This window comes from Bradyrhizobium sp. SZCCHNR2028 (genome assembly GCF_032380995.1).
GTDB lineage: Bacteria > Pseudomonadota > Alphaproteobacteria > Rhizobiales > Xanthobacteraceae > Bradyrhizobium.
This window is the reverse complement of sequence record NZ_JAUHJF010000019.1, coordinates 25,855-43,737: the sequence shown is the minus strand read 5'-3', so window position 1 is coordinate 43,737 and position 17,883 is coordinate 25,855. Positions and strand designations below refer to the sequence as shown.

Genomic DNA, 17,883 nt, shown 5'->3' with positions numbered 1-17,883 from the left:
CCTGCGTCCCCCGATCGAGTCGGGCCGGACCGCATTTCTACGGGGGCGGAAATTTACCTTCCCTGAGAAAAGGTTGTGCACGCTGATCAAATTGACGACTCGATGCCGGTCGTTCCGGACGGACCAGCTCCATGCAAGCGAGCGGAGAGGGCTCCGGCGGGGCGACGGCGGGTGCAGTCCACCCTCCAGCGAAATGTGCCGCCGACATGAAGATGCGTCTCTCCATTTCCACGTTCATTGCGGCTTTTGGCCTTGTGCTCGCACTCGGCTTCGGTGCGGTCGTGCTGACCAGCGCCTATGCGCTGCGCGAGCTCAAGGTCGGCGGGCCCCTCTACGACAAGATCAAGCTCGGCAATGATCTGGTGGCGGACATCCTGCCGCCGCCTGAATATGTCCTCGAGGCCTATCTCGAGGCGACCCTCGCACTCCGGACGCCGAAGGATCTCGACACGCATGTCAAGAAGCTGGCGCAACTGAAGAAGGACTATGAGGATCGCAAGACGTTCTGGATCGGCTCGGCGCTGCAGCCTGATCTGAAGTCGCTGCTGGTCGAACGATCGGACGGTGAGGTCCAGAAATTCTGGCAGGCCCTGGAAGCCGAGTTGATCCCGGCGCTGCGCTCCGGCGACATGGCGAAGGCCGATGCCGCCTATGCCCGGCTGGCCGAAGCCTACGCCGCCCACCGCGCGGTGATCGATACGCTCGTCGACAAGGCGAACAAGCTGAATGCGGACATGGAGGCCACGGCGGCGACCCAGGATCGCAGCATCTCCATCGTCGTGTGGACCGTGTCCGGCATCGTTCTGGCTCTGGTCGTCGCCGGCATGTCCGGGCTGGTGATCGGCGTCGTCCGTCCGCTGTCGCGCATGACCGGCCTGATGCGGCGGATCGCCGAGGGCGATCTATCGGCCGACATTTCCTATTCGGAACGCGGCGACGAGATCGGCGCGATGGCGGGCGCGCTGAGCATCTTCAAGACCAACGCGCTGGAGAATGCGAGCCTGCGCGACAAGCAGGAGCGCGACCGTTTGGCCGCCGAGGAGCATAAGAAGCGCGCCATGCTCGACATGGCCGACGTGATCGAGCGCGAGACCGAGACGTCCGTCGAAGCTGCGGCCGGCGCATCGCGCCAGGTCGAGGCCGTCGCCGCAGGCCTCTCGGAACTGGCCGAGGAGCTGTCGACCGATGCGCAATCGGTGGCCGCAGCCTCGGAGCAGTCGCTCTCCAATGCCCAGACGGTCTCGTCGGCAGCCGAGCAACTGAGCTCGGCGATCCGCGAGATCTCGAGCCAGGTGGCGCGCGCCAGCACGATCACCAAATCGGCGGTGACGGAGCGCGAGAAGGCGAAGAACACGATGCTCTCCTTGTCCGCGGCCGTGGACAAGATCGCCGAGGTCTCCAACCTGATCGGCGGCATCGCCGAGCAGACCAACCTTTTGGCGCTCAATGCCACCATCGAGGCGGCGCGCGCCGGCGACGCCGGCCGCGGCTTTGCCGTGGTTGCGGCCGAGGTCAAATCGCTGTCGGATCAGACCGCCAAATCGACCGAGGAGATTTCGCGCCTGATCGGCGAGGTGCAGACCACCACGCAGGCGACCGTCGACGTCGTCGAAGGCATCGGCAGCCAGATTTCCGAGATCGACGAGGTCGCAGCCTCGATCGCCGCGGCGATGGAGGAGCAGCACGCGGCGACCCAGGAGATCAGCCGCTCGGTCCGGTCGTCGGCGAGCGCGGCGCGCGATGTGTCGTCCAAGATCGGCAATGTCGGCAGGGACGCCGGCATGGTCAACGATCGGGCCGCCGAGGTGCGCAACGCCATCGGCTCCGTGGCAACGGGCCTGACCTCGCTCCGTGCCACGCTGGTGAAGGCCGTCAGGACGGCGACCGCCGAAGCCGATCGCCGTCAGTCGCCGCGGTTGAAGTCGAGCCTGTCGATCAAGGTCGTCGACGATCGCAAGGGCGTGGTGAAGGCCGATCTGGTGGATATTTCCGAGGGCGGCGCCTGGATCCGGTTCGATCCCGAGCCGGGCATCGGCGATCGCGGCGTCATGGAGTTCAGCGGCTTCGACGGCCGCGTGCAATATCGGGTCCGCGCCCGTGACAAGGACGCGCTGCATGTCGAGTTCGACCCCGGCCAGAATCGCGAGGCGTTTCTGGCGTGGTTCAGGCGGACCTTCGCACGGCAGGCGGCGTAGACGGAGCGCCGTCGCTTGCCTCCGCTCTCGGCCAAGAGAACGGAGGCTTCGTGCCGGTCCTCAACGCGCCATCGTCATTGGCGCGAGACCAGATCGCTGATCCGCACTGGGAAGCGCCTGATCCGAATGCCGGTCGCGTGCGCCACCGCGTTGGCGACCGCCCCGGCGGAGCCGGTGATGCCGATCTCGCCGACGCCCTTGATGCCGAGCGGGTTGACGAACGGATCGTGCTCCTCGACCGTGAACGCCTCGATCGCCGGGACGTCGGCATTCACCGGGACATGATACTCGCCGAGATTGGCGTTCATGATGCGGCCGCTGCGCCGGTCGGTGACGGCCTCCTCGTGCAGCGCCAGCGAGATGCCCCAGATCATGCCGCCGATGAGCTGGCTGTTCACCAGCTTCGGATTGATGATCCTCCCGGCCGCAAACGCGCCGACCATCCGCGTCACCCTGACCTGGCCGAGATCGGGATCGACCTTGACCTCGGCGAAGACGGCGCCATGCGAGCTCATCGCGTACTGCTCGTTGGCGGCGGGATCGGGCACGCCTGAGCCGGAGCCCTCGATCTCGGCGAGACCGGCGCGGGCCAGGATGTCGGCATAGCTCTCGCCGCGGCTGTCATCGTCGCGCCGCAGCAGCCGCCCGTTGCGAGCGATCACGCCGGCATTGCCGGCGCCGAACAGTGGCGAGCGCTCATCCGCCGTCGCAAGCCCGGCAAGCTTCGCGATGACCGCGGCTCCCGCATTGTGGATCGCGGTGCCCACGGTCGCCGTGTGGGCCGAGCCGCCGGCGATGCCGGCATCCGGCAGATCCGACGTTCCGGCCTTGAACGTGACCTGGTCGAGATCGAGCGCGAGAGAATCCGCGGCGATCTGTGCGAACGCGGTCCACGCGCCCTGGCCCATGTCGTGCGCGCCGCTCTCCACCACGCCGCTGCCATCGCGCCGGATCACCGCGCGCGCCTGGCCTGCGAACATCAGCGCATGGAACGTCGCCGTGCCCATGCCCCAGCCGACCAGGAAGCCGTCCTTGTCGCGCATCGTGCGCGGCTTCAGCGGCCGCTCCCACCAGCCGAAACGCTCCGCACCTTGCGTGTAGCACTCGCGCAGCGCCTTGGACGAGAACGGCTTGCCGGTGGCCGGCTCGACCTCGGCGTAGTTCTTGACCCGGAAGGCGAGCGGATCGAGGCCGCAGGCCTCGGCCATCTCGTCGACCGCGCTTTCCAGCGCGATCGAGCCCGGCGCGATGCCGGGCGCGCGCACGAACAGCGGCGTGCCGGTGTCCATGCGCACCGCGTCATAGGTGGTCGCGATCGCCGGCGCGGTATACAGCGTGTGCGTGACATGCGCCGCCGCCTCGTAGAAATCCTCGAAGCTCGAGGTCGCAATCCGCGCGTGATGATGGATCGCCGACAATTGTCCCGCGCCGCTTGCGCCGAGCTGCAACGTCTGCCGGGTCGGCGAGCGATGGCCGAACGGACCGTAGAGCTGCTCGCGGCGCACCACGAGCTTCACCGGACGTCCGGTCAGCTTCGCGGCGAGGATGCCGAGGATCTGCGGTCCCGCGATGAGACCCTTGCCGCCGAAGCCGCCGCCGAGATAGGGGCTGCGGATCAGGATGCTCTCCGGCGCGATGCCGAACAGCTCGGCGAGGCGCCCGCGCATCATCACGAGGCCCTGGGTCGGCGTGTCGATGACGAGGCGATCGCCCTGCCATTCGGCGACGATCGCATGCGGCTCCATCGCGTTGTGATAGTGCGCCGGGGTCTCATAGGTCGCGGTGATCTGCCTGTCGCTGCCCGCCAGCGCGGCCTCGACATCGCCATGGTAGCTCTCGGCAGGAAATCCCATGCCGACCACAGGCGGCACGTAGGCGTCGCTGGCGTCGAGCCCGATGCGGGCCGGCTCGACTTCGTAGCGCGGGGACAGCAGAGCGGCGCCTTCGGTCGCTGCTTCCAGGCTCTCGGCGACGACGAGCGCGATCGGCTGGTTGGCGTAGCGCACGCGATCGTTCTGCAGCGCCTCGAACCGGAACGCGAACGGATTAGGCTTGCCGTCGGGATCGGCGTGCAGCGGCGGCCGGTTGGCGGAGGTCATCACCTCGACCACGCCGGGATGAGCCTTGGCGGCTTCGACGTCGAGCGAGACGACGCGGCCGCGCGCGATGCTGGAGACGGCGAGCACGGCATAGAGCAGGCCGGGCGGATTGTTGTCGGCGGCGTAGCGTGCCGTGCCGGTGACCTTGGCGCGGCCATCGACGCGCGACAGCGACTGGCCGATGTTGGAGCCGTGTCTGATATGGGCGGGATCGCGGGAGAGATTGAGCTCAGGCGTCATGAAGCACTCCTGGAACGGAGGAGAAGGGAGAGGCCGGCAGCGCCGGCATGCGCGACGGCGTGCCTTGGCTCGCGGCTTGCAGCGCGCGCACGATCAGGCTGCGCGCGAGCGGGATCTTGTAGGCGTTGTCGCCGGAGGGCTTTGCGTCGTGCAGCGCCGCCTCGGCGGCGCGTTCGAACAGGCGCGCATCCGCGGGCTGCCCTGCGAGCAGTGCTTCGGCCTGGTGGGCACGCCATGGCTTGGCAGCGACGCCGCCGAGCGCCAGGCGCGCCTGCTTGATGCTGCCGTTCTCGATCACGAGACCGGCTGCCGCCGAGACGATCGCGAACGCGTAGGAATTGCGCTCGCGGACCTTCAGATAACGCGCATGCCTGGCGAAGGCGCGTGCAGCCGCCGGCAGCCGGATCGCGACGATCATGTCGCCCGACGCGAGCACGGTCTCCTTCTCCGGCGTGCTGCCGGGCAACAGATGCAGCGCCTCCAGCGCGACCTCGCGCCGGCCCGCTTTGCCTTCGATCTCAACCACGGCATCGAGGGCGGCGAGCGATACGCAGAAGTCGGAGGGATTGGTGGCGATGCAGGCCTCGCTCCAGCCCAGCACGGCGTGCTGATGGTTGTCGCCGCCGCGGGCGTCGCAGCCGGCGCCGGGCGTGCGCTTGTTGCACGCCGACGCCGGGTCGTAGAAATAGGCGCACCGCGTCCGCTGCAGCAGATTGCCGCCGACGGTGGCCGCATTGCGCAATTGCGCCGACGCGCCGGACAGCAGCGCTTCCGCCACTGCCGGAAAGTCGCGCGCGAAGCCTGAATCATGCGCGAGATCGGCATTGCGCACCAGCGCGCCGATCCTGACATCGCCATTGCCGAGCGTCTCGATGCGCGTGAGCTCGGCGAGATGCGAGATGTCGACCAGCCGCGCCGGCCGGACGACATTGCCCTTCATCAGATCGAGCAGGTTGGTGCCCGAAGCGAGATAGGCGGCGCCGGGTGCGCCGGCGGCGGCAATCGCTTCGGCGACGCTCGACGGCTTCACATAGTCGAACCGGTTCATGCCGCGCGCTCCTTCGTATCAGAGAGCGTCGCCTGCGCGTCGAGCACCGCCTCGACGATACCGACATAGGCGCTGCAGCGGCATAGATTGCCGCTCATGCCTTCGCGCACGCGCTCGGGATCGGAGCCCGCCTGGCCTTCGTTGATGAGCCCGACCGCGCTCATGATCTGGCCCGGCGTGCAGAAGCCACATTGCAGGGCGTCATGATCGATGAACGCCGCCTGCACCGGGTGCAGCTGGTCGCCTTGAGCAAGTCCTTCGATGGTGGTGATCGCGGCGCCGTCGAGGCTGACGGCCAGCGTCAGGCAGGAGTCGATGCGGCGGCCGTCGACCAGGACGGTGCAGGCGCCGCACTGGCCGCGGTCGCAGCCCTTCTTGGTGCCGGTGAGGTGGAGGCGCTCGCGCAGCAGGTCGAGCAGGGTGACCCTGGGGTCGTCGAGCGCAAGCGTTCGCGGCTCACCGTTGACGGTGAGTCTGACAGTCCAATTCATGCGTTGTTCCGATCGAAGCGATGGCCTAATCGGATCGCAGCGGGCACCGCCTTACGAGCGGTGGTCCGTCCAGATCCAGCGACCGCGGGACGACAGCTCAGGAAGGTTGGCTGTCCCGGGTGGCAGGTCTATTTATACGGAGGGTTCCTCCGTTTAGCAAGGGGACATGAACGGTCCGTCATCAAGAGCTGGTGAGATGCAGACGAAACCACAAGAGCGGCCGCGCAAGCCGCGCGCCGATGCGCAGCGAAATCGCGAGCGCGTGCTGGAGGCCGCCAAGGCGGTGTTCAGCGCCGGCGGCGCCGAAGCCAGCCTGGAAGCGGTGGCGCGCCAGGCCGGCGTCGGCATCGGCACGCTGTATCGTCACTTCCCCACCCGCGAGGACCTGTTCGAGGCGGTGTACCGGCGCGAGGTCGAGCAGCTCTCGGAGCTCGCCGAGGCGCTGAAGAGCGAGCCGTCGCCGGTCGAGGCGCTGCGGCGCTGGCTGCGCTCGACGGTGCAGTTCGTCGCCACCAAGAAGGGCATGATGGCCGCACTGGCGATCGTCATGAACGCGAACTCCGAGCTCGCCGCCTATTCGCACGGCCATCTCACCCGCTCGATCGGCGCGCTGCTGTCGCGGGCCGTCCAGGCCGGCGAGATTCGCAGCGACATCAGCGCCGACGACGTCCTGCGTGCGCTGATCGGCATGTGCTACATGCACGACCAGACCGGCTGGCAGCAGAGCGTGCTGCGGCTGTTGGATGTGTTCGTGGATGGGTTGCGGGTGGGGAAGGGAAGAGTCAGCGAAGCGTAGTTGGCTTTCCGTCCTGGCTTAGCGGGGCGGGAATAGCAACAACGTCAACAATGTCAGGAAAGTTTCCTGGTTTTGGACGCGAGCGGCTTCGAAGCTCGCCAATGCAGCTCTCGCCATTCTGATGGCGAGCTGCGCATCCAGGGTTTTGACGCGGATCATCGGATTATAGTCGGCTTCATGGCGCTTCTCTTGCAGCTCCAGGACAGCGAATGCGAACGCTTGAAGGCTTGCTCCAAAGCCTCCAGAGGGCGCAAACGGGAGATATTTGGCGGAGAGCTTCGACTTTTTGATCTCCTCGCATAGCAATCGGAGGTCTCGATGATCCACGGCTCTATAGACGAGGGCGTATGAAGGTGTCCCTTGTTTCGTCTTGCCAACGAATTGATCTGCAGCGGCGATGAGCGTTGCATGAAACAATCCATAGTACGCAGCCGAAATTGCGCGACGGATGTTCACCTGCCGTGGTGGCCCCGCCGCAGGCGGAACGATCAACTGCTCAGCCTGCTGAAACAGATGCTCCGGATTAAGTATCGCCAACGGCCTCGTTCTCCGCCTCGTATTCGATCAGCGGAAAGCGGTCCTCGCCTGCGGCCTGGAGCTGCTCTTGGATCTGGACCAGCGTATCCAGTACTGCTTCTCCCTCGATGTTGGTCCCTTGGATGGGGCTCAATACGATGGTGATCCGCAGCGCGTCACGGCCTTCGGAGTCCGCATAGGACGCCGTCGTGACGTCTGTTACCGCGGCGGAGCTGCTCAGATTCGCAGTGGCGACCTCGCGGGCGATCTTGGCGATTTTGGCGTTATCCAGCATTGTCGCAATATACGCTGCATTCCGGTGAGTTGCCACCGGCCAGCGTGCGGAGTCTCATATGGCTCATTGGCGATCTCACCCCCTGAGCCACTCCATCAGCGCCTGCGCGGTCTCCTCCGGCTGCTCGGGCTGCGGCAGGTGGCCGCAATTCTCCAGCACGACGAGCCAGCTGCCGTCGATGCCGTCGGCCATCTCCTTCGACAGGCTGTTCGGGATGGTGTTGTCGGTGTCGCCGGTGAGCACCAGGGTCGGGCAGCGGATCGCGGTCAGTGTCGGCCGCGAGTCCGGGCGCGACATGATGGCCGTCAGCTGCCGGATGAAGCCGATGACGCCGACCTCCTCGGCCATGTCGTGCACCAGCTGGCGCAGCCGCGGATCGTCCTGGCGCGACGGATGGACGAAGCCTGAGAACAGCTCGTCGACCACGCCGTGATAGTCGCCCTCCTTGGCGCGGGTGATCATGGTGCGGCGGCGCGCGCTCGCCTCCGGCGTGTCGGGCCTCGCCTGGGTGTTGATCAGCGCCAGCCGGCCCACGCGCTCCGGCGCCTGGCGCATGATCTCGAAAGCGATGTAGCCGCCCATCGAATGTCCCGCGAGCGCGAAGCGCGGCGGCGCCTCGGCCAGGATGCGGCGCGCGATCGCGGCCATGCTGTCATCGCGGACGTGGTTGGCCACCATCACCGGCCCGAGCCGCCACAGCGCGGGGATGACAGGCGCATAGATGCGGGGCGACGAGATCAGTCCAGGCACCAGCACGAGCGGCAGCGCATCAGTCATGGGTCTTCCCCCGGAAACGGCGTTCACCTGGTCCGGGTGTTTTCCACCCGGCATGCCATTTACGCGCGTGAGGCGGCCGATGTCCAACGATGTGCCCCGCTTCGCGCCCGCCGCCCCGGGGCGACGACCTCGTCCTCAGCCTTGCCCTGGCTCCTCCTGCGCCTCTTCGCGACGGCGTATGGCCGGACGGACGCAGTGATCGGGTCGCACGCGATGCTGCTTGGGCCGCGGCGCCTTTGGCTTTCGTGATTGCGGCGCCATTCGCGGCAATCTGGTGGCGTCGTCCGCAATTCGCGCGCGAGGCGGAGGTCGAACTACTTCCGCTCCGGATCATGCCACCATTGCATGCAGCGCGATGATACCTGGATGGATCGTCAATCGTGGCAAACAGGGTCGGGCGTCACGATAATATCACGTAATGGGCGTGGGGCCAGGCGTCGGAAGGCTTGCGACTACAACGATTAGTTCGGGCAGCCGGTAACTTCACGTGGCCGGCGATGGCCGGCTCTCTCGTGCTGCTGCGGCGATAAGTTGGTAGCACCGCGCTGTCGGTGATGACATCGGAACGATTGTCGCGCGAAGTCCGACTCTCACGAGAACGGCGAGTGCGCCGATCCGCGATGCAGCGAGGGGCGGGACGACGTGCTCGATCAGCGGCGCGACGATGCCTCTCGGCGATGTCGCTGCCGGATGGAGCAGCGGCGCTCGTGGCCGCGAGTTCGATGCGAAGGTTGCGGTGGCGTGACCTGATGCGCGAGCGAGAGCCAGCGCGCCAGCGGCCGAGGCCTCTCCCCGACAATCAGACGAGCAGTGGCTGCGCCGTGGCTGCGAGCTTCTTCAGCAGCGGCAGGAAGCGCTCCTTCATCTCGTCGACGCCGATGCGATCGACGTGGCCGCCGATGTTGACGGCGGCGATGATGCCGCCGTCATAACGGCGAATCGGCACTGAAATCGAGCGGAAACCCTGCTCCGCCTCACCGTCGACGAGCGAGTAACCGTCGTCGCGGACGGCGATGATCGACGCGAGCAATGCTTCCTTGTCGGTGATCGTCTGCGGCGTCATCTCGGTCAGCGTCATGCGCTCGACGGCCTGGCGCAACTGATCGTCCGGCATCCGGCTCAGCAACACGCGGCCGACCGACGTGCAGAACGCCGGCAGCCGATAGCCGATTTCGAGCCCGGTCGAGAACATCCGCGCCGACGTCGCGCGCGCGATGAAGACGACCGTCTCGCCGTCGAGGACGGCGAGCGAGCAGACCTCGCGCGCCTCGCCGGCCGTGCTGTCCATCAACGGCTGCATCACGCTGTTGATCTGGTTGGAGGCGAGATAGCTGGAGGCCAGCAGCAGCACGCGCGGCGTCAGCGAGAACAGCCGGTCGTCGCCATGGACGAAGCCGGAGGCCTTCAGGGTCAGCAGAATCCGTCGCACCGTGGCGCGGGCGAGGCCGGTGAGTTCCGCGGCCTTGCTCAGCGTCATCGGGCGGCCCTCGCGGCTGAAGGCTTGTATCACCCGCAGGCCGCGATCGAGCGCTTCCACGAACTCGGGACCGTCGCCCCGAGCCTGCTTCTTCTCCTCATCAGTGCGCTTCAGTTTCGGCATCGGCCTGACATGATCCGCTGTTGTTGTTTTCGGCTGCAGTGAAGCTGCAGTCCGTTTGCCCCTCGGCTTCGGTTGTAGCTTTTTCACTTGCGCTTCTCCCCACTTAAAGCGAATCTAATCTGGGCGAACATGTGTTCGTCTAGCGAACATTATTAGATGATCGCGTGACGCTCAACGCCCGACTTGCGACGGAACAGGAGAGACGGCCATCATGATGAGCCAGGAGCAAAACGACCTGATCACGCGCGTCGGACTCGGCGCGCCCGCCGGTAAACTAATGAGGATGTACTGGCAGCCGGCCGCGCTGGTCGATGAGCTCGCGGGCGAGCGGCCGGTGCGCGCGGTGAAGCTGCTCGGTCAGGACTTCGTGCTCTTCAAGGATGCGCAGGGCCGCTACGGACTACTTGATCGCGATTGCCCGCATCGCGGCGCAGATCTCGCCTTCGGACGGCTGGAGAACGGCGGGTTGCGTTGCGCCTTCCATGGCTGGCTGTTCGACGCCGACGGCAATTGCCTGGAGACGCCGGCCGAACCGGCCGGCTCGCCGCTGTGCAAGAACGTCAAGCAGCGCGCTTATCCCGTGGTCGAGAAGGGCGGCATCCTCTGGGCCTGGCTCGGCGATGGCGCAGCCCCGGCGTTCCCGGACCTCGACTGCTTCACCGCGCCCGACGCCTACACCTTCGCCTTCAAGGGCCTGATCGAATGCAACTGGCTGCAGGCGCTGGAGGTCGGCATCGACCCGGCGCATGCCTCGTTCCTGCACCGCTTCTTCGAGGACGAGGATACGTCGACCGCCTATGGCAAGCAGTTCCGCGGCGCCTCCGCCGACAGCGAGCTGCCGATGACCAAGGTGCTGCGCGAATATGATCGTCCGATCATCAATGTCGAGCGCACCGAATACGGCCTGCGCATCATCGCGCTGCGCGAGATCGATGCCGAGCGCACCCACGTCCGCGTCACCAATCAGCTGTTCCCGCATGCCTTCGTGATTCCGATGAGCACGGAGATGACGATCACGCAGTGGCACGTGCCGGTCGATGACGAGACCTGCTACTGGTACGCGATCTTCACCAGCTACGGCGCGCCGGTCGACCGGGCGAAGATGCGGGCACAGCGGCTCGAGCTCTATGAGCTGCCGGACTATCGCTCGCGCAAGAACAAGAGCAACGACTACGGCTTCGATCCCCGGGAGCAGGCGACCGCGACCTACACCGGGATGGGCAACGACATCAACGTGCACGACCAGTGGGCGGTGGAGTCGATGGGCCGGATCCAGGACCGCACCCGCGAGCATCTCGGGCAATCCGACAAGGCCATCATCCAATATCGCCGTCTGCTGCGCGAGCAGATCGAGAAGGTCGCGGGCGGCGAGTCGCCGATGCTGTTCCTCGATGCCGCTGAGGCCCGCAGCGTGCAGGGCCCGGCGACGATGGACGGCATCGGCCCGACGCGCGGCTGGGAGACCTACTGGATGGAAGTCGACGTCCGCCGCCGCCGCAACGCCCCCTGGGCCCCGCCGGTGCCGGCGGATATCATTCGGCTGGCCCCGCATCTGAGCGCGGCGGAGTAGCTACTTTGCTCCGAGTTGCCGTACGGTGGCCAAGGCCGGCGGAATGGCGCAGCGTGCCGTCCGACGGCGTACCCACCATCCACGTGCACCGTCGCGGCGGTGGGCGCGTCGTGTTCGCAGCGTCCACTGGCGCAACAGCGGAGGCCGCGCCGCGAACGCGCCTTTGCCCGTCCTACGATTCGAGGAGCCATCGTTGAGTTTCGTCGACAAGCATCAGTTGTGGACCGTCGAGCAGGCCGAGGCCGCAGCGCGCATGCGCCGCCTCGCCGAGGAGCACGGCCTCACCACCATCCGCTTCTCGTTCCCGGACCAGCACGGCATCCTGCGCGGCAAGACGCTCACCGTCGATGCGGCGCTGTCCTCGCTCGAGGACGGCTGCTCGATCACGACGACCCTGCTTGCCAAGGATACCTCGCATCGCACCGTGTTTCCGGTGTTCACCGCCGGCGGCGGCTTCGGCATGGCCGAGATGCAGGGCGGCAGCGATGCACTGATGGTCGCCGATCCCACCACCTTTCACGTGCTGCCCTGGGCGCCCGGCACCGGCTGGGTGCTGTGTGATCTGTACTTCGCGAATGGCGCGCCGGTGCCGTTCGCCACGCGCAATCTCTATCGGTCGACATTGGCGACGCTCGATCAGCGTGGCTATCAGTTCAAGGCCGGCCTCGAGGTCGAGTGCCACATCTTCAAGGTCGAGGATCCCAGGCTCGCGCCCGGTGACGCCGGCTCGCCCGGCCAGCCCGGCGTGCCGCCGACGGTCAGCCTGCTGACCCAGGGCTATCAATACCTGACCGAGCAGCGCTTCGATCAGATGGAGCCGGCGCTCGAGATCATCAGGGCGAACCTCGTCGCGCTCGGCCTGCCGTTGCGCTCGATCGAGCTCGAATATGGCCCGAGCCAGTGCGAATTCGTGCTGCAGCCGGGCATCGGGCTGGCGCCTGCAGATACGATGGTACTGTTCCGCAGCGCGGTGAAGCAGATCGCGCAGCGCCACGGCTATCACGCCACCTTCATGTGCCGGCCGCGCATCCCCAACGTGATGTCGTCGGGCTGGCATCTGCACCAGTCGCTGGTGGCGCGCGACGGCAGCAACGCGTTCATGACGGAGGACGCCGAAGGTCTGTCCACGCTCGGCCGTCACTACATGGCGGGCCTGCTCGCGCATGCGCGCGCCTCCGCGCTGTTTTCGACGCCGACGATCAACGGCTACCGGCGCTACCGCGCCTATTCGCTGGCACCGGACCGCGCCATCTGGGGCCGCGACAACCGCGGCGTCATGATCCGCGTGCTCGGCGGCCCCGGCGATCGCGCCTCGCGCCTGGAGAACCGCATCGGCGAGCCCGCCGCCAATCCCTACCTCTACATGGCCTCGCAGATCGCAGCCGGCCTCGACGGCATCGATCGCAAGCTCGATCCCGGCTCGTCCGCTGACGTTCCCTACGAGACAAAGGCAGATCTCCTGCCGAAATCCTTGGGCGAAGCGGTCGATGCGCTGAAGCAGGACGCGTTTTTCCGCGAAGCCTTCGGTTCGACCTTCATCGACTACTACACCTTCCTCAAGACCGCCGAGCTCGAGCGCTTCCAGGCCGAGGTGTCGGACTGGGAGCAGCGCGAATATTTCGAGATGTTCTGACCACGATGCAGCGCATCGCACGCTGCGCGTCAGCCCGCCGTCGACCCGGATGCTCTGCCCGGTGATGTAGGCCGCGCTCCGTCGGCGGACGCGCAATGCGCCGACGATGATGCGGCGCGGGTATTTCCATATCCGCCGGATTTGTTCCCACGCCGCCTCTCGCATTTTCGTGAGCCCTGTGTCCGCCATCCCGCGTGCAGGCATGCCTGCGGGAACCCGATCCGATCCTTCGGCATATCGAAGGGGCGCGTTGCGCAACTCACGCCGGTGCCGGCGCGACCCTGCATGTCATGGAGAGAGAAGGCGGAGCAAGGAAGCATGTTGGAACACAAGCCGCAGCGCGATCGCGCGGTCGTCGACAGCGGCGATGCATCCGATCTGTCGTCGGAGCGCCACGACATCTTCTTCGCGGCCGTCGAGACCACACGGATGCCGATGATCGTCACCGATCCGCGCCAGAACGACAATCCCATTCTGTTCGCCAACCGGGCGTTCCTGGAAATGACGGGCTACGAGATCTCCGAGATCGTCGGCGCCAATTGCCGCTTCCTGCAGGGGCCGGACACCGACCGCGACACCATTGCAGCGATCCGCACGGCGATCGCCAACCGCCAGGACATCGCGGTGGAGATACTCAATTATCGCAAGAATGGTGCTGCGTTCTGGAATGCGCTGTTCGTCAGCCCGGTCTACAACCGCGACGGCGAGCTGGTCTATTATTTCGGCTCGCAGCTCGACGTGTCGCGCCGCCGCGACGCCGAGAGCGCGCTGGTGCAGTCGCAGAAGATGGAGGCGATCGGCCAGCTCACCGGCGGCATCGCGCACGACTTCAACAACATCCTGCAGGTCATCATCGGCTACACCGAGACCCTGCAGGGCGCCGTCGCCGATCTGGCCCCGCGGCACCGCCGCGCCGTCGAGAACATCCGCACGGCCGCCAACCGGGCCGCGACCTTGACGCAGCAGCTATTGTCATTCTCGCGCAAGCAGCGGCTCGACAGCCGGCCGATCAACCTCAACAACATGATCGAGACCATGGTGCAGATGGCGCGCCACACGCTCGGCGACAGCGTGCGCATCGTCGTCAAGGCGCAGCCGGGCCTGTGGAACAGCCGCGTCGACCAGACCCAGGCGGAGGTCGCGCTGCTCAATCTGTTCGTCAACGCGCGCGATGCGATGCCGCACGGCGGCACGTTGACCATCCGCACCGAGAACAAGGAGATCGCGGAGGAGGACATCGTGCAGTTCGGCGTGCCCAAGGGCGGGCGCTATGTCGCGCTGAAGGTGTCCGACGACGGCGTCGGCATTCCGCACCATATTCTCGCGCGGGTCGCCGAGCCGTTCTTCACCACCAAGGAGGAGGGTAAGGGCACCGGGCTCGGCCTCGCGATGGTCTACGGCTTCACCCGCCAGTCCGGCGGCAGCACCTATATCTACAGCGAGGTCGGGCTCGGCACGACCGTGCAGCTGCTGTTTCCGGCGACCGAGCAGGCGATCGCCGCGCCCTCGATCCGGCCGCAGATGGCGATGGAGCGGTCGGGCAGCGAGCGCATTCTGATCGTCGAGGATCGTCCGGACGTGGCCGAGCTCGCGCGCTCGATCCTGGAGGATTTCGGCTATCGCATCGAGGTCGCCGCCAATGCGCATGCCGCGCTCGAGCTGCTGGATTCGGAGGTCCGCTTCGATCTCCTGTTCACCGATCTCGTGATGCCCGGCGGCATGAACGGCACCGTGCTGGCGCGTGAGGCGCGCAAGAGCCAGCCGAAATTGAAGGTGCTGCTCACCACCGGCTATTCCGATGCTGCGGTCGAGCGCGCCGATGCCAACATCGGCGAGTTCGAGATCATCAACAAGCCGTACCGCCGCACCGATCTGGTCCGCCGCGTCAGGCAGTTGCTCGACGGCCCGACCGGCGTGACCTGATGCGACGCTTGACCCGGCGAGTCCTCGCGTCGAAAGTCGGCCCGGAAAGCGGAGATTCAGCCATGCGTCCCGTCACGATGCAGACACCAGCCGATGCGCCGGCCGTGCCCAAGCGCGGCGCGTCGCGCGAGCCCGGCGTGGTCGCGGCCAGCGTCTATGCCGATGGCCGCCGCGTCGCCGACATCGCCATCGAGGAGGCCGGCGCCTGGAGCAGGCGGCCGGGCCATGTGGTGTGGATCGGGCTGCATGAGCCTGATGCTGCGCTGCTGCAGCGCGTGGCCGAGCAGTTCGGACTGCACGAGCTCGCGATCGAGGATGCGTCGAAGGCGCATCAGCAGCCCAAGGTCGAACGCTACGGCGATGCGCTGTTCGTGGTCGCCCGCACCGCGCAGCTCGTCAAGGAGCACATCGTGTTCGGCGAGACCCACGTCTTCGTCGGCCCCGGCTTCGTCGTCTCGGTGCGCCACGGCGCCTCGACCTCCTATGGCGCGGTGCGCGAGCGCTGCGAGAGCTGTCCGGGCTCGCTCGCCAAGGGCGAGGACTACATCCTCTATGCGATCCTCGATTTCATCGTCGACAACTACCGCCCGGTGACCGAGAGCATCATGGCGGAGGTCGAGACGCTGGAGGAGGTCGTGCTGCAGCGGCCGCTCGCGCGTCACGAGGTCGACCTTCTGTATCGCCTGCGGCGCGACCTGCTGCGGCTGCGCCGCGCCGTCGGCCCGGTGGTCGACGTCTGCAAGCGGCTCGAGCACGTCGACAACGTCGCGATCGATGCCGAGATGGCGCCGCTGTTTCGCGACGTCCTCGACCACGCCAAGCGCGCCGAGGAGGATGCGGATTCCCTGCGCGAGATCCTCGCCTTCGTGTTCGAGGCCAGCATGATGGCCGGCCAGGCGCAGCAGACCGACATCGCCCGTCGGCTCACGGCCTGGGCCGCGATCCTTGCGGTGCCGACCGCGGTCGCCGGCGTCTACGGCATGAACTTCGAGCACATGCCGGAGCTGAAATGGCAATACGGCTACTACGCGGTGCTCGGCTTCATCGCCACTGTCTGCAGCGTGCTGTATTGGCAGTTCAGGCGGCGCGGGTGGCTGTGAGTTGACGGACCGTTGGTCCCTCCTCCCGAAGCGGGTCCGGTCACTTGCGAGCGGCGCGAGGCGTTGCCCCGAATCCCTGCGCCAAAGCGATGCCAGCGCACTGAGTGCGGTGGCGCCGAGACCGCCGAGCACGACGTGGCGGCGTGTGACATCGAAATCCGAGCTGCTCATTGGACCCCCCTTGCGGCATGATAGGTTTGCCGTTGAGGCGGCAAGGCGCGTGCCATGGCGCAGCGGTCACGCCGCCGCGGATCGCCCCTGATGCGCGAACCACCACGCGGCGATGGCGTCCGTCAGTTCGTCCCAGATCGCGGTCGGCAGGTCGGGCACGGCGACGCGCACGCTGTAGCGATCCGTGGTGGCGTCGTGAAACCATTCCGTCGCAGCGAAATCGAAGCCGAAGCTGCCGGCGTGGCGGATCGGCAGCCCGGCGCGCCGGAGATCATCGCTCATGGCGGTTGCGGCTTGCCGCGCGGTGGGGCCTCGTCCAGAGGCGCGCGGCCCGCCAGCGTGACGTAGAGGCCGTGCGCGAAGTCGAGCTCCGCGGTCAGTTCGGGAAGCGTCGTTGCGAATTGGCGCCGCGCGCGCCGGCTGTTGCGCAGGATGGCGGCGACGCGGCGCGCGGTCAGCTCGCGATAGGCGGGCATCCCGATATAAGGCGGGAAATGCGCCGGCAGCGCGGCGCCGCCGAGCAGCCTGACGGCGTTGCGCGTCTCGTCCGGCAGCGTCTGAAGCGCAACGCGGCTTGCAGAGCCGGCATTGGTCCAATCGCTGAAAGCGACCGAGCCAAGCCGGCCGTACTCGGCGCCGAGCGAGTCGAGCTTGGTGTGGCTGCGCACCATCACGACCTGCACGTCCCAGCGCCGCGCCCAGGCCAGCACGCGGCGAACGCGGCCGGAGCCATTGGCAAAGCAGGTGGTGTCGAAGATCAGGAGATCGATCGCCGGGCGGTCGCAACTCAGCACGGCTTCGAAGCGCGGCGCGGTCGCGCTGGAATCGATCAGCAGCAGCCGCGGCGCCGGCGAGGGCTGCGCCAGCGCGGCGGCAAGGTCGCGGGTCAGCGTCACCGGGCGCAGATGCCGCGCATGCGCCGCGACCAGCTCCTGCGTCTCGCCATAGGAGCCCGGCAGCATCAGCAGGTCCGCCGTACCGAGAACGGGCCGCGTCGCCAGCAGCAGCGCCGCGATCGCGGCCATGCCGGAGATGGTGTAGATGGTGTCCTGACGGCTCTCGCCCACCGCATAGAATGACGGCCCACGCACGTCGAGATCGGCGCGCTGATAGTCGTAGCTGAAGGCGAACGGGCCGGCGCGATGATCGGCGGCATCCGCCCAGGCCGTCTCCGTCGCGGTCCAGTCGCCCAGCGCGTGCTCCGCCTTCAGCGCGGCCGTGAGCTGAAACTTGCGCCGGATGACCTCCATCACGGCGCGCGGCGCCGGCAGCGCATGCGGTCTCCGCAGGCAGCCGTTCAGGAGCTGCAGCTCCTGATGCTTGCGGGTGAGATAGGCTTCGATCGTCTCCATCGGGCTCTTCACGGGTGATGCGTCCGGGATGCAACGCGCAGGAATTGCGATGGGTCCAAACGCGGTACGGCAGCGCT

13 protein-coding genes and 1 pseudogene are annotated in these 17,883 nt (G+C 67.0%); 6 read left to right on the top strand and 8 right to left on the bottom strand.

Annotated elements, in window-relative coordinates; all coding sequences use genetic code 11:
- Positions 1 to 206: 206 nt before the first annotated feature.
- A complete protein-coding gene (locus tag QX121_RS25155) occupies positions 207 to 2,195 on the top strand; it encodes a methyl-accepting chemotaxis protein (protein ID WP_315813311.1) in 1,989 nt (662 codons plus the stop codon).
- Positions 2,196 to 2,269: 74 nt separating this feature from the next.
- Here QX121_RS25155 and QX121_RS25150 read toward each other — a convergent pair whose 3' ends face one another.
- The 3 genes from QX121_RS25150 to QX121_RS25140 are packed head-to-tail and all read right to left on the bottom strand — an operon-like array spanning position 2,270 to position 6,073.
- Positions 2,270 to 4,534, bottom strand: coding sequence for a xanthine dehydrogenase family protein molybdopterin-binding subunit (locus QX121_RS25150; protein WP_315784723.1), 2,265 nt, complete (start codon positions 4,532 to 4,534; stop codon positions 2,270 to 2,272).
- Positions 4,524 to 5,582: a xanthine dehydrogenase family protein subunit M gene (locus tag QX121_RS25145; protein ID WP_315784720.1), complete on the bottom strand. Its 1,059-nt coding sequence runs from the start codon at positions 5,580 to 5,582 to the stop codon at positions 4,524 to 4,526. Before QX121_RS25145 ends, QX121_RS25150 begins: the two co-directional genes overlap by 11 nt.
- Complete coding sequence (locus tag QX121_RS25140; RefSeq protein ID WP_315778413.1) at positions 5,579 to 6,073, bottom strand: (2Fe-2S)-binding protein; 495 nt, start codon at positions 6,071 to 6,073, stop codon at positions 5,579 to 5,581. The genes QX121_RS25145 and QX121_RS25140 overlap by 4 nt, the downstream gene beginning before the upstream one ends.
- Positions 6,074 to 6,269: 196 nt before the next feature.
- Here QX121_RS25140 and QX121_RS25135 point away from each other — a divergent pair, with 196 nt between their 5' ends.
- Positions 6,270 to 6,869, top strand: a complete 600-nt coding sequence (locus QX121_RS25135) for a TetR/AcrR family transcriptional regulator (RefSeq protein WP_315778412.1) — start codon at positions 6,270 to 6,272, stop codon at positions 6,867 to 6,869.
- Positions 6,870 to 6,887: 18 nt separating this feature from the next.
- Here QX121_RS25135 and QX121_RS25130 read toward each other — a convergent pair whose 3' ends face one another.
- From QX121_RS25130 to QX121_RS25115, 4 genes are all read right to left on the bottom strand, one after another.
- Positions 6,888 to 7,406, bottom strand: coding sequence for a hypothetical protein (locus QX121_RS25130; protein ID WP_315784717.1), 519 nt, complete (start codon positions 7,404 to 7,406; stop codon positions 6,888 to 6,890).
- Positions 7,393 to 7,680 (bottom strand): hypothetical protein, encoded by a 288-nt coding sequence (locus QX121_RS25125; RefSeq protein ID WP_315735958.1) that lies wholly within the window; start codon positions 7,678 to 7,680, stop codon positions 7,393 to 7,395. The genes QX121_RS25130 and QX121_RS25125 overlap by 14 nt, the downstream gene beginning before the upstream one ends.
- A gap of 75 nt (positions 7,681 to 7,755) precedes the next feature.
- Positions 7,756 to 8,457 (bottom strand): alpha/beta hydrolase, encoded by a 702-nt coding sequence (locus tag QX121_RS25120; protein WP_315757568.1) that lies wholly within the window; start codon positions 8,455 to 8,457, stop codon positions 7,756 to 7,758.
- Positions 8,458 to 9,256: 799 nt separating this feature from the next.
- Positions 9,257 to 10,057, bottom strand: coding sequence for an IclR family transcriptional regulator C-terminal domain-containing protein (locus QX121_RS25115; RefSeq protein WP_315813310.1), 801 nt, complete (start codon positions 10,055 to 10,057; stop codon positions 9,257 to 9,259).
- Positions 10,058 to 10,268: 211 nt separating this feature from the next.
- Between QX121_RS25115 and QX121_RS25110 the strand changes: the two genes are divergently transcribed.
- The 4 genes from QX121_RS25110 to QX121_RS25095 all read left to right on the top strand — a co-directional run bounded on the left by QX121_RS25110 (position 10,269) and on the right by QX121_RS25095 (position 16,283).
- The gene (locus QX121_RS25110; protein WP_315813309.1) at positions 10,269 to 11,627 is read left to right on the top strand and encodes an aromatic ring-hydroxylating dioxygenase subunit alpha; all 1,359 of its coding nucleotides are present in this window, start codon (positions 10,269 to 10,271) and stop codon (positions 11,625 to 11,627) included.
- A 193-nt stretch (positions 11,628 to 11,820) separates the two neighbouring features.
- Entirely contained in the window at positions 11,821 to 13,260 is a 1,440-nt protein-coding gene (locus tag QX121_RS25105; protein ID WP_315813308.1) for a glutamine synthetase family protein, read from the top strand.
- A gap of 318 nt (positions 13,261 to 13,578) precedes the next feature.
- Positions 13,579 to 15,183 (top strand): hybrid sensor histidine kinase/response regulator, encoded by a 1,605-nt coding sequence (locus tag QX121_RS25100; RefSeq protein WP_315813307.1) that lies wholly within the window; start codon positions 13,579 to 13,581, stop codon positions 15,181 to 15,183.
- Between the two features lie 62 nt (positions 15,184 to 15,245).
- Positions 15,246 to 16,283 carry a magnesium and cobalt transport protein CorA gene (locus QX121_RS25095; RefSeq protein WP_315813306.1) on the top strand — a complete coding sequence of 346 codons (1,038 nt, stop codon included), beginning with the start codon at positions 15,246 to 15,248 and terminating at the stop codon, positions 16,281 to 16,283.
- Positions 16,284 to 16,520: 237 nt separating this feature from the next.
- On the opposite strand, the pseudogene QX121_RS25090 reads toward QX121_RS25095, so the two are convergent.
- A pseudogene (locus tag QX121_RS25090) lies at positions 16,521 to 17,806 on the bottom strand (hypothetical protein).
- Positions 17,807 to 17,883 lie beyond the last annotated feature (77 nt).

Bases quoted from the DNA above. Each gene is read 5' to 3' on its own strand.
- QX121_RS25155 (WP_315813311.1), top strand. From the start codon at position 207: ATGAAGATGCGTCTCTCCATTTCCACGTTCATTGCGGCTTTTGGCCTT.
- QX121_RS25150 (WP_315784723.1), bottom strand. From the start codon at position 4,534: ATGACGCCTGAGCTCAATCTCTCCCGCGATCCCGCCCATATCAGACAC.
- QX121_RS25145 (WP_315784720.1), bottom strand. From the start codon at position 5,582: ATGAACCGGTTCGACTATGTGAAGCCGTCGAGCGTCGCCGAAGCGATT.
- QX121_RS25140 (WP_315778413.1), bottom strand. From the start codon at position 6,073: ATGAATTGGACTGTCAGACTCACCGTCAACGGTGAGCCGCGAACGCTT.
- QX121_RS25135 (WP_315778412.1), top strand. From the start codon at position 6,270: ATGCAGACGAAACCACAAGAGCGGCCGCGCAAGCCGCGCGCCGATGCG.
- QX121_RS25125 (WP_315735958.1), bottom strand. From the start codon at position 7,680: ATGCTGGATAACGCCAAAATCGCCAAGATCGCCCGCGAGGTCGCCACT.
- QX121_RS25120 (WP_315757568.1), bottom strand. From the start codon at position 8,457: ATGACTGATGCGCTGCCGCTCGTGCTGGTGCCTGGACTGATCTCGTCG.
- QX121_RS25115 (WP_315813310.1), bottom strand. From the start codon at position 10,057: ATGCCGAAACTGAAGCGCACTGATGAGGAGAAGAAGCAGGCTCGGGGC.
- QX121_RS25110 (WP_315813309.1), top strand. From the start codon at position 10,269: ATGATGAGCCAGGAGCAAAACGACCTGATCACGCGCGTCGGACTCGGC.
- QX121_RS25100 (WP_315813307.1), top strand. From the start codon at position 13,579: ATGTTGGAACACAAGCCGCAGCGCGATCGCGCGGTCGTCGACAGCGGC.
- QX121_RS25095 (WP_315813306.1), top strand. From the start codon at position 15,246: ATGCGTCCCGTCACGATGCAGACACCAGCCGATGCGCCGGCCGTGCCC.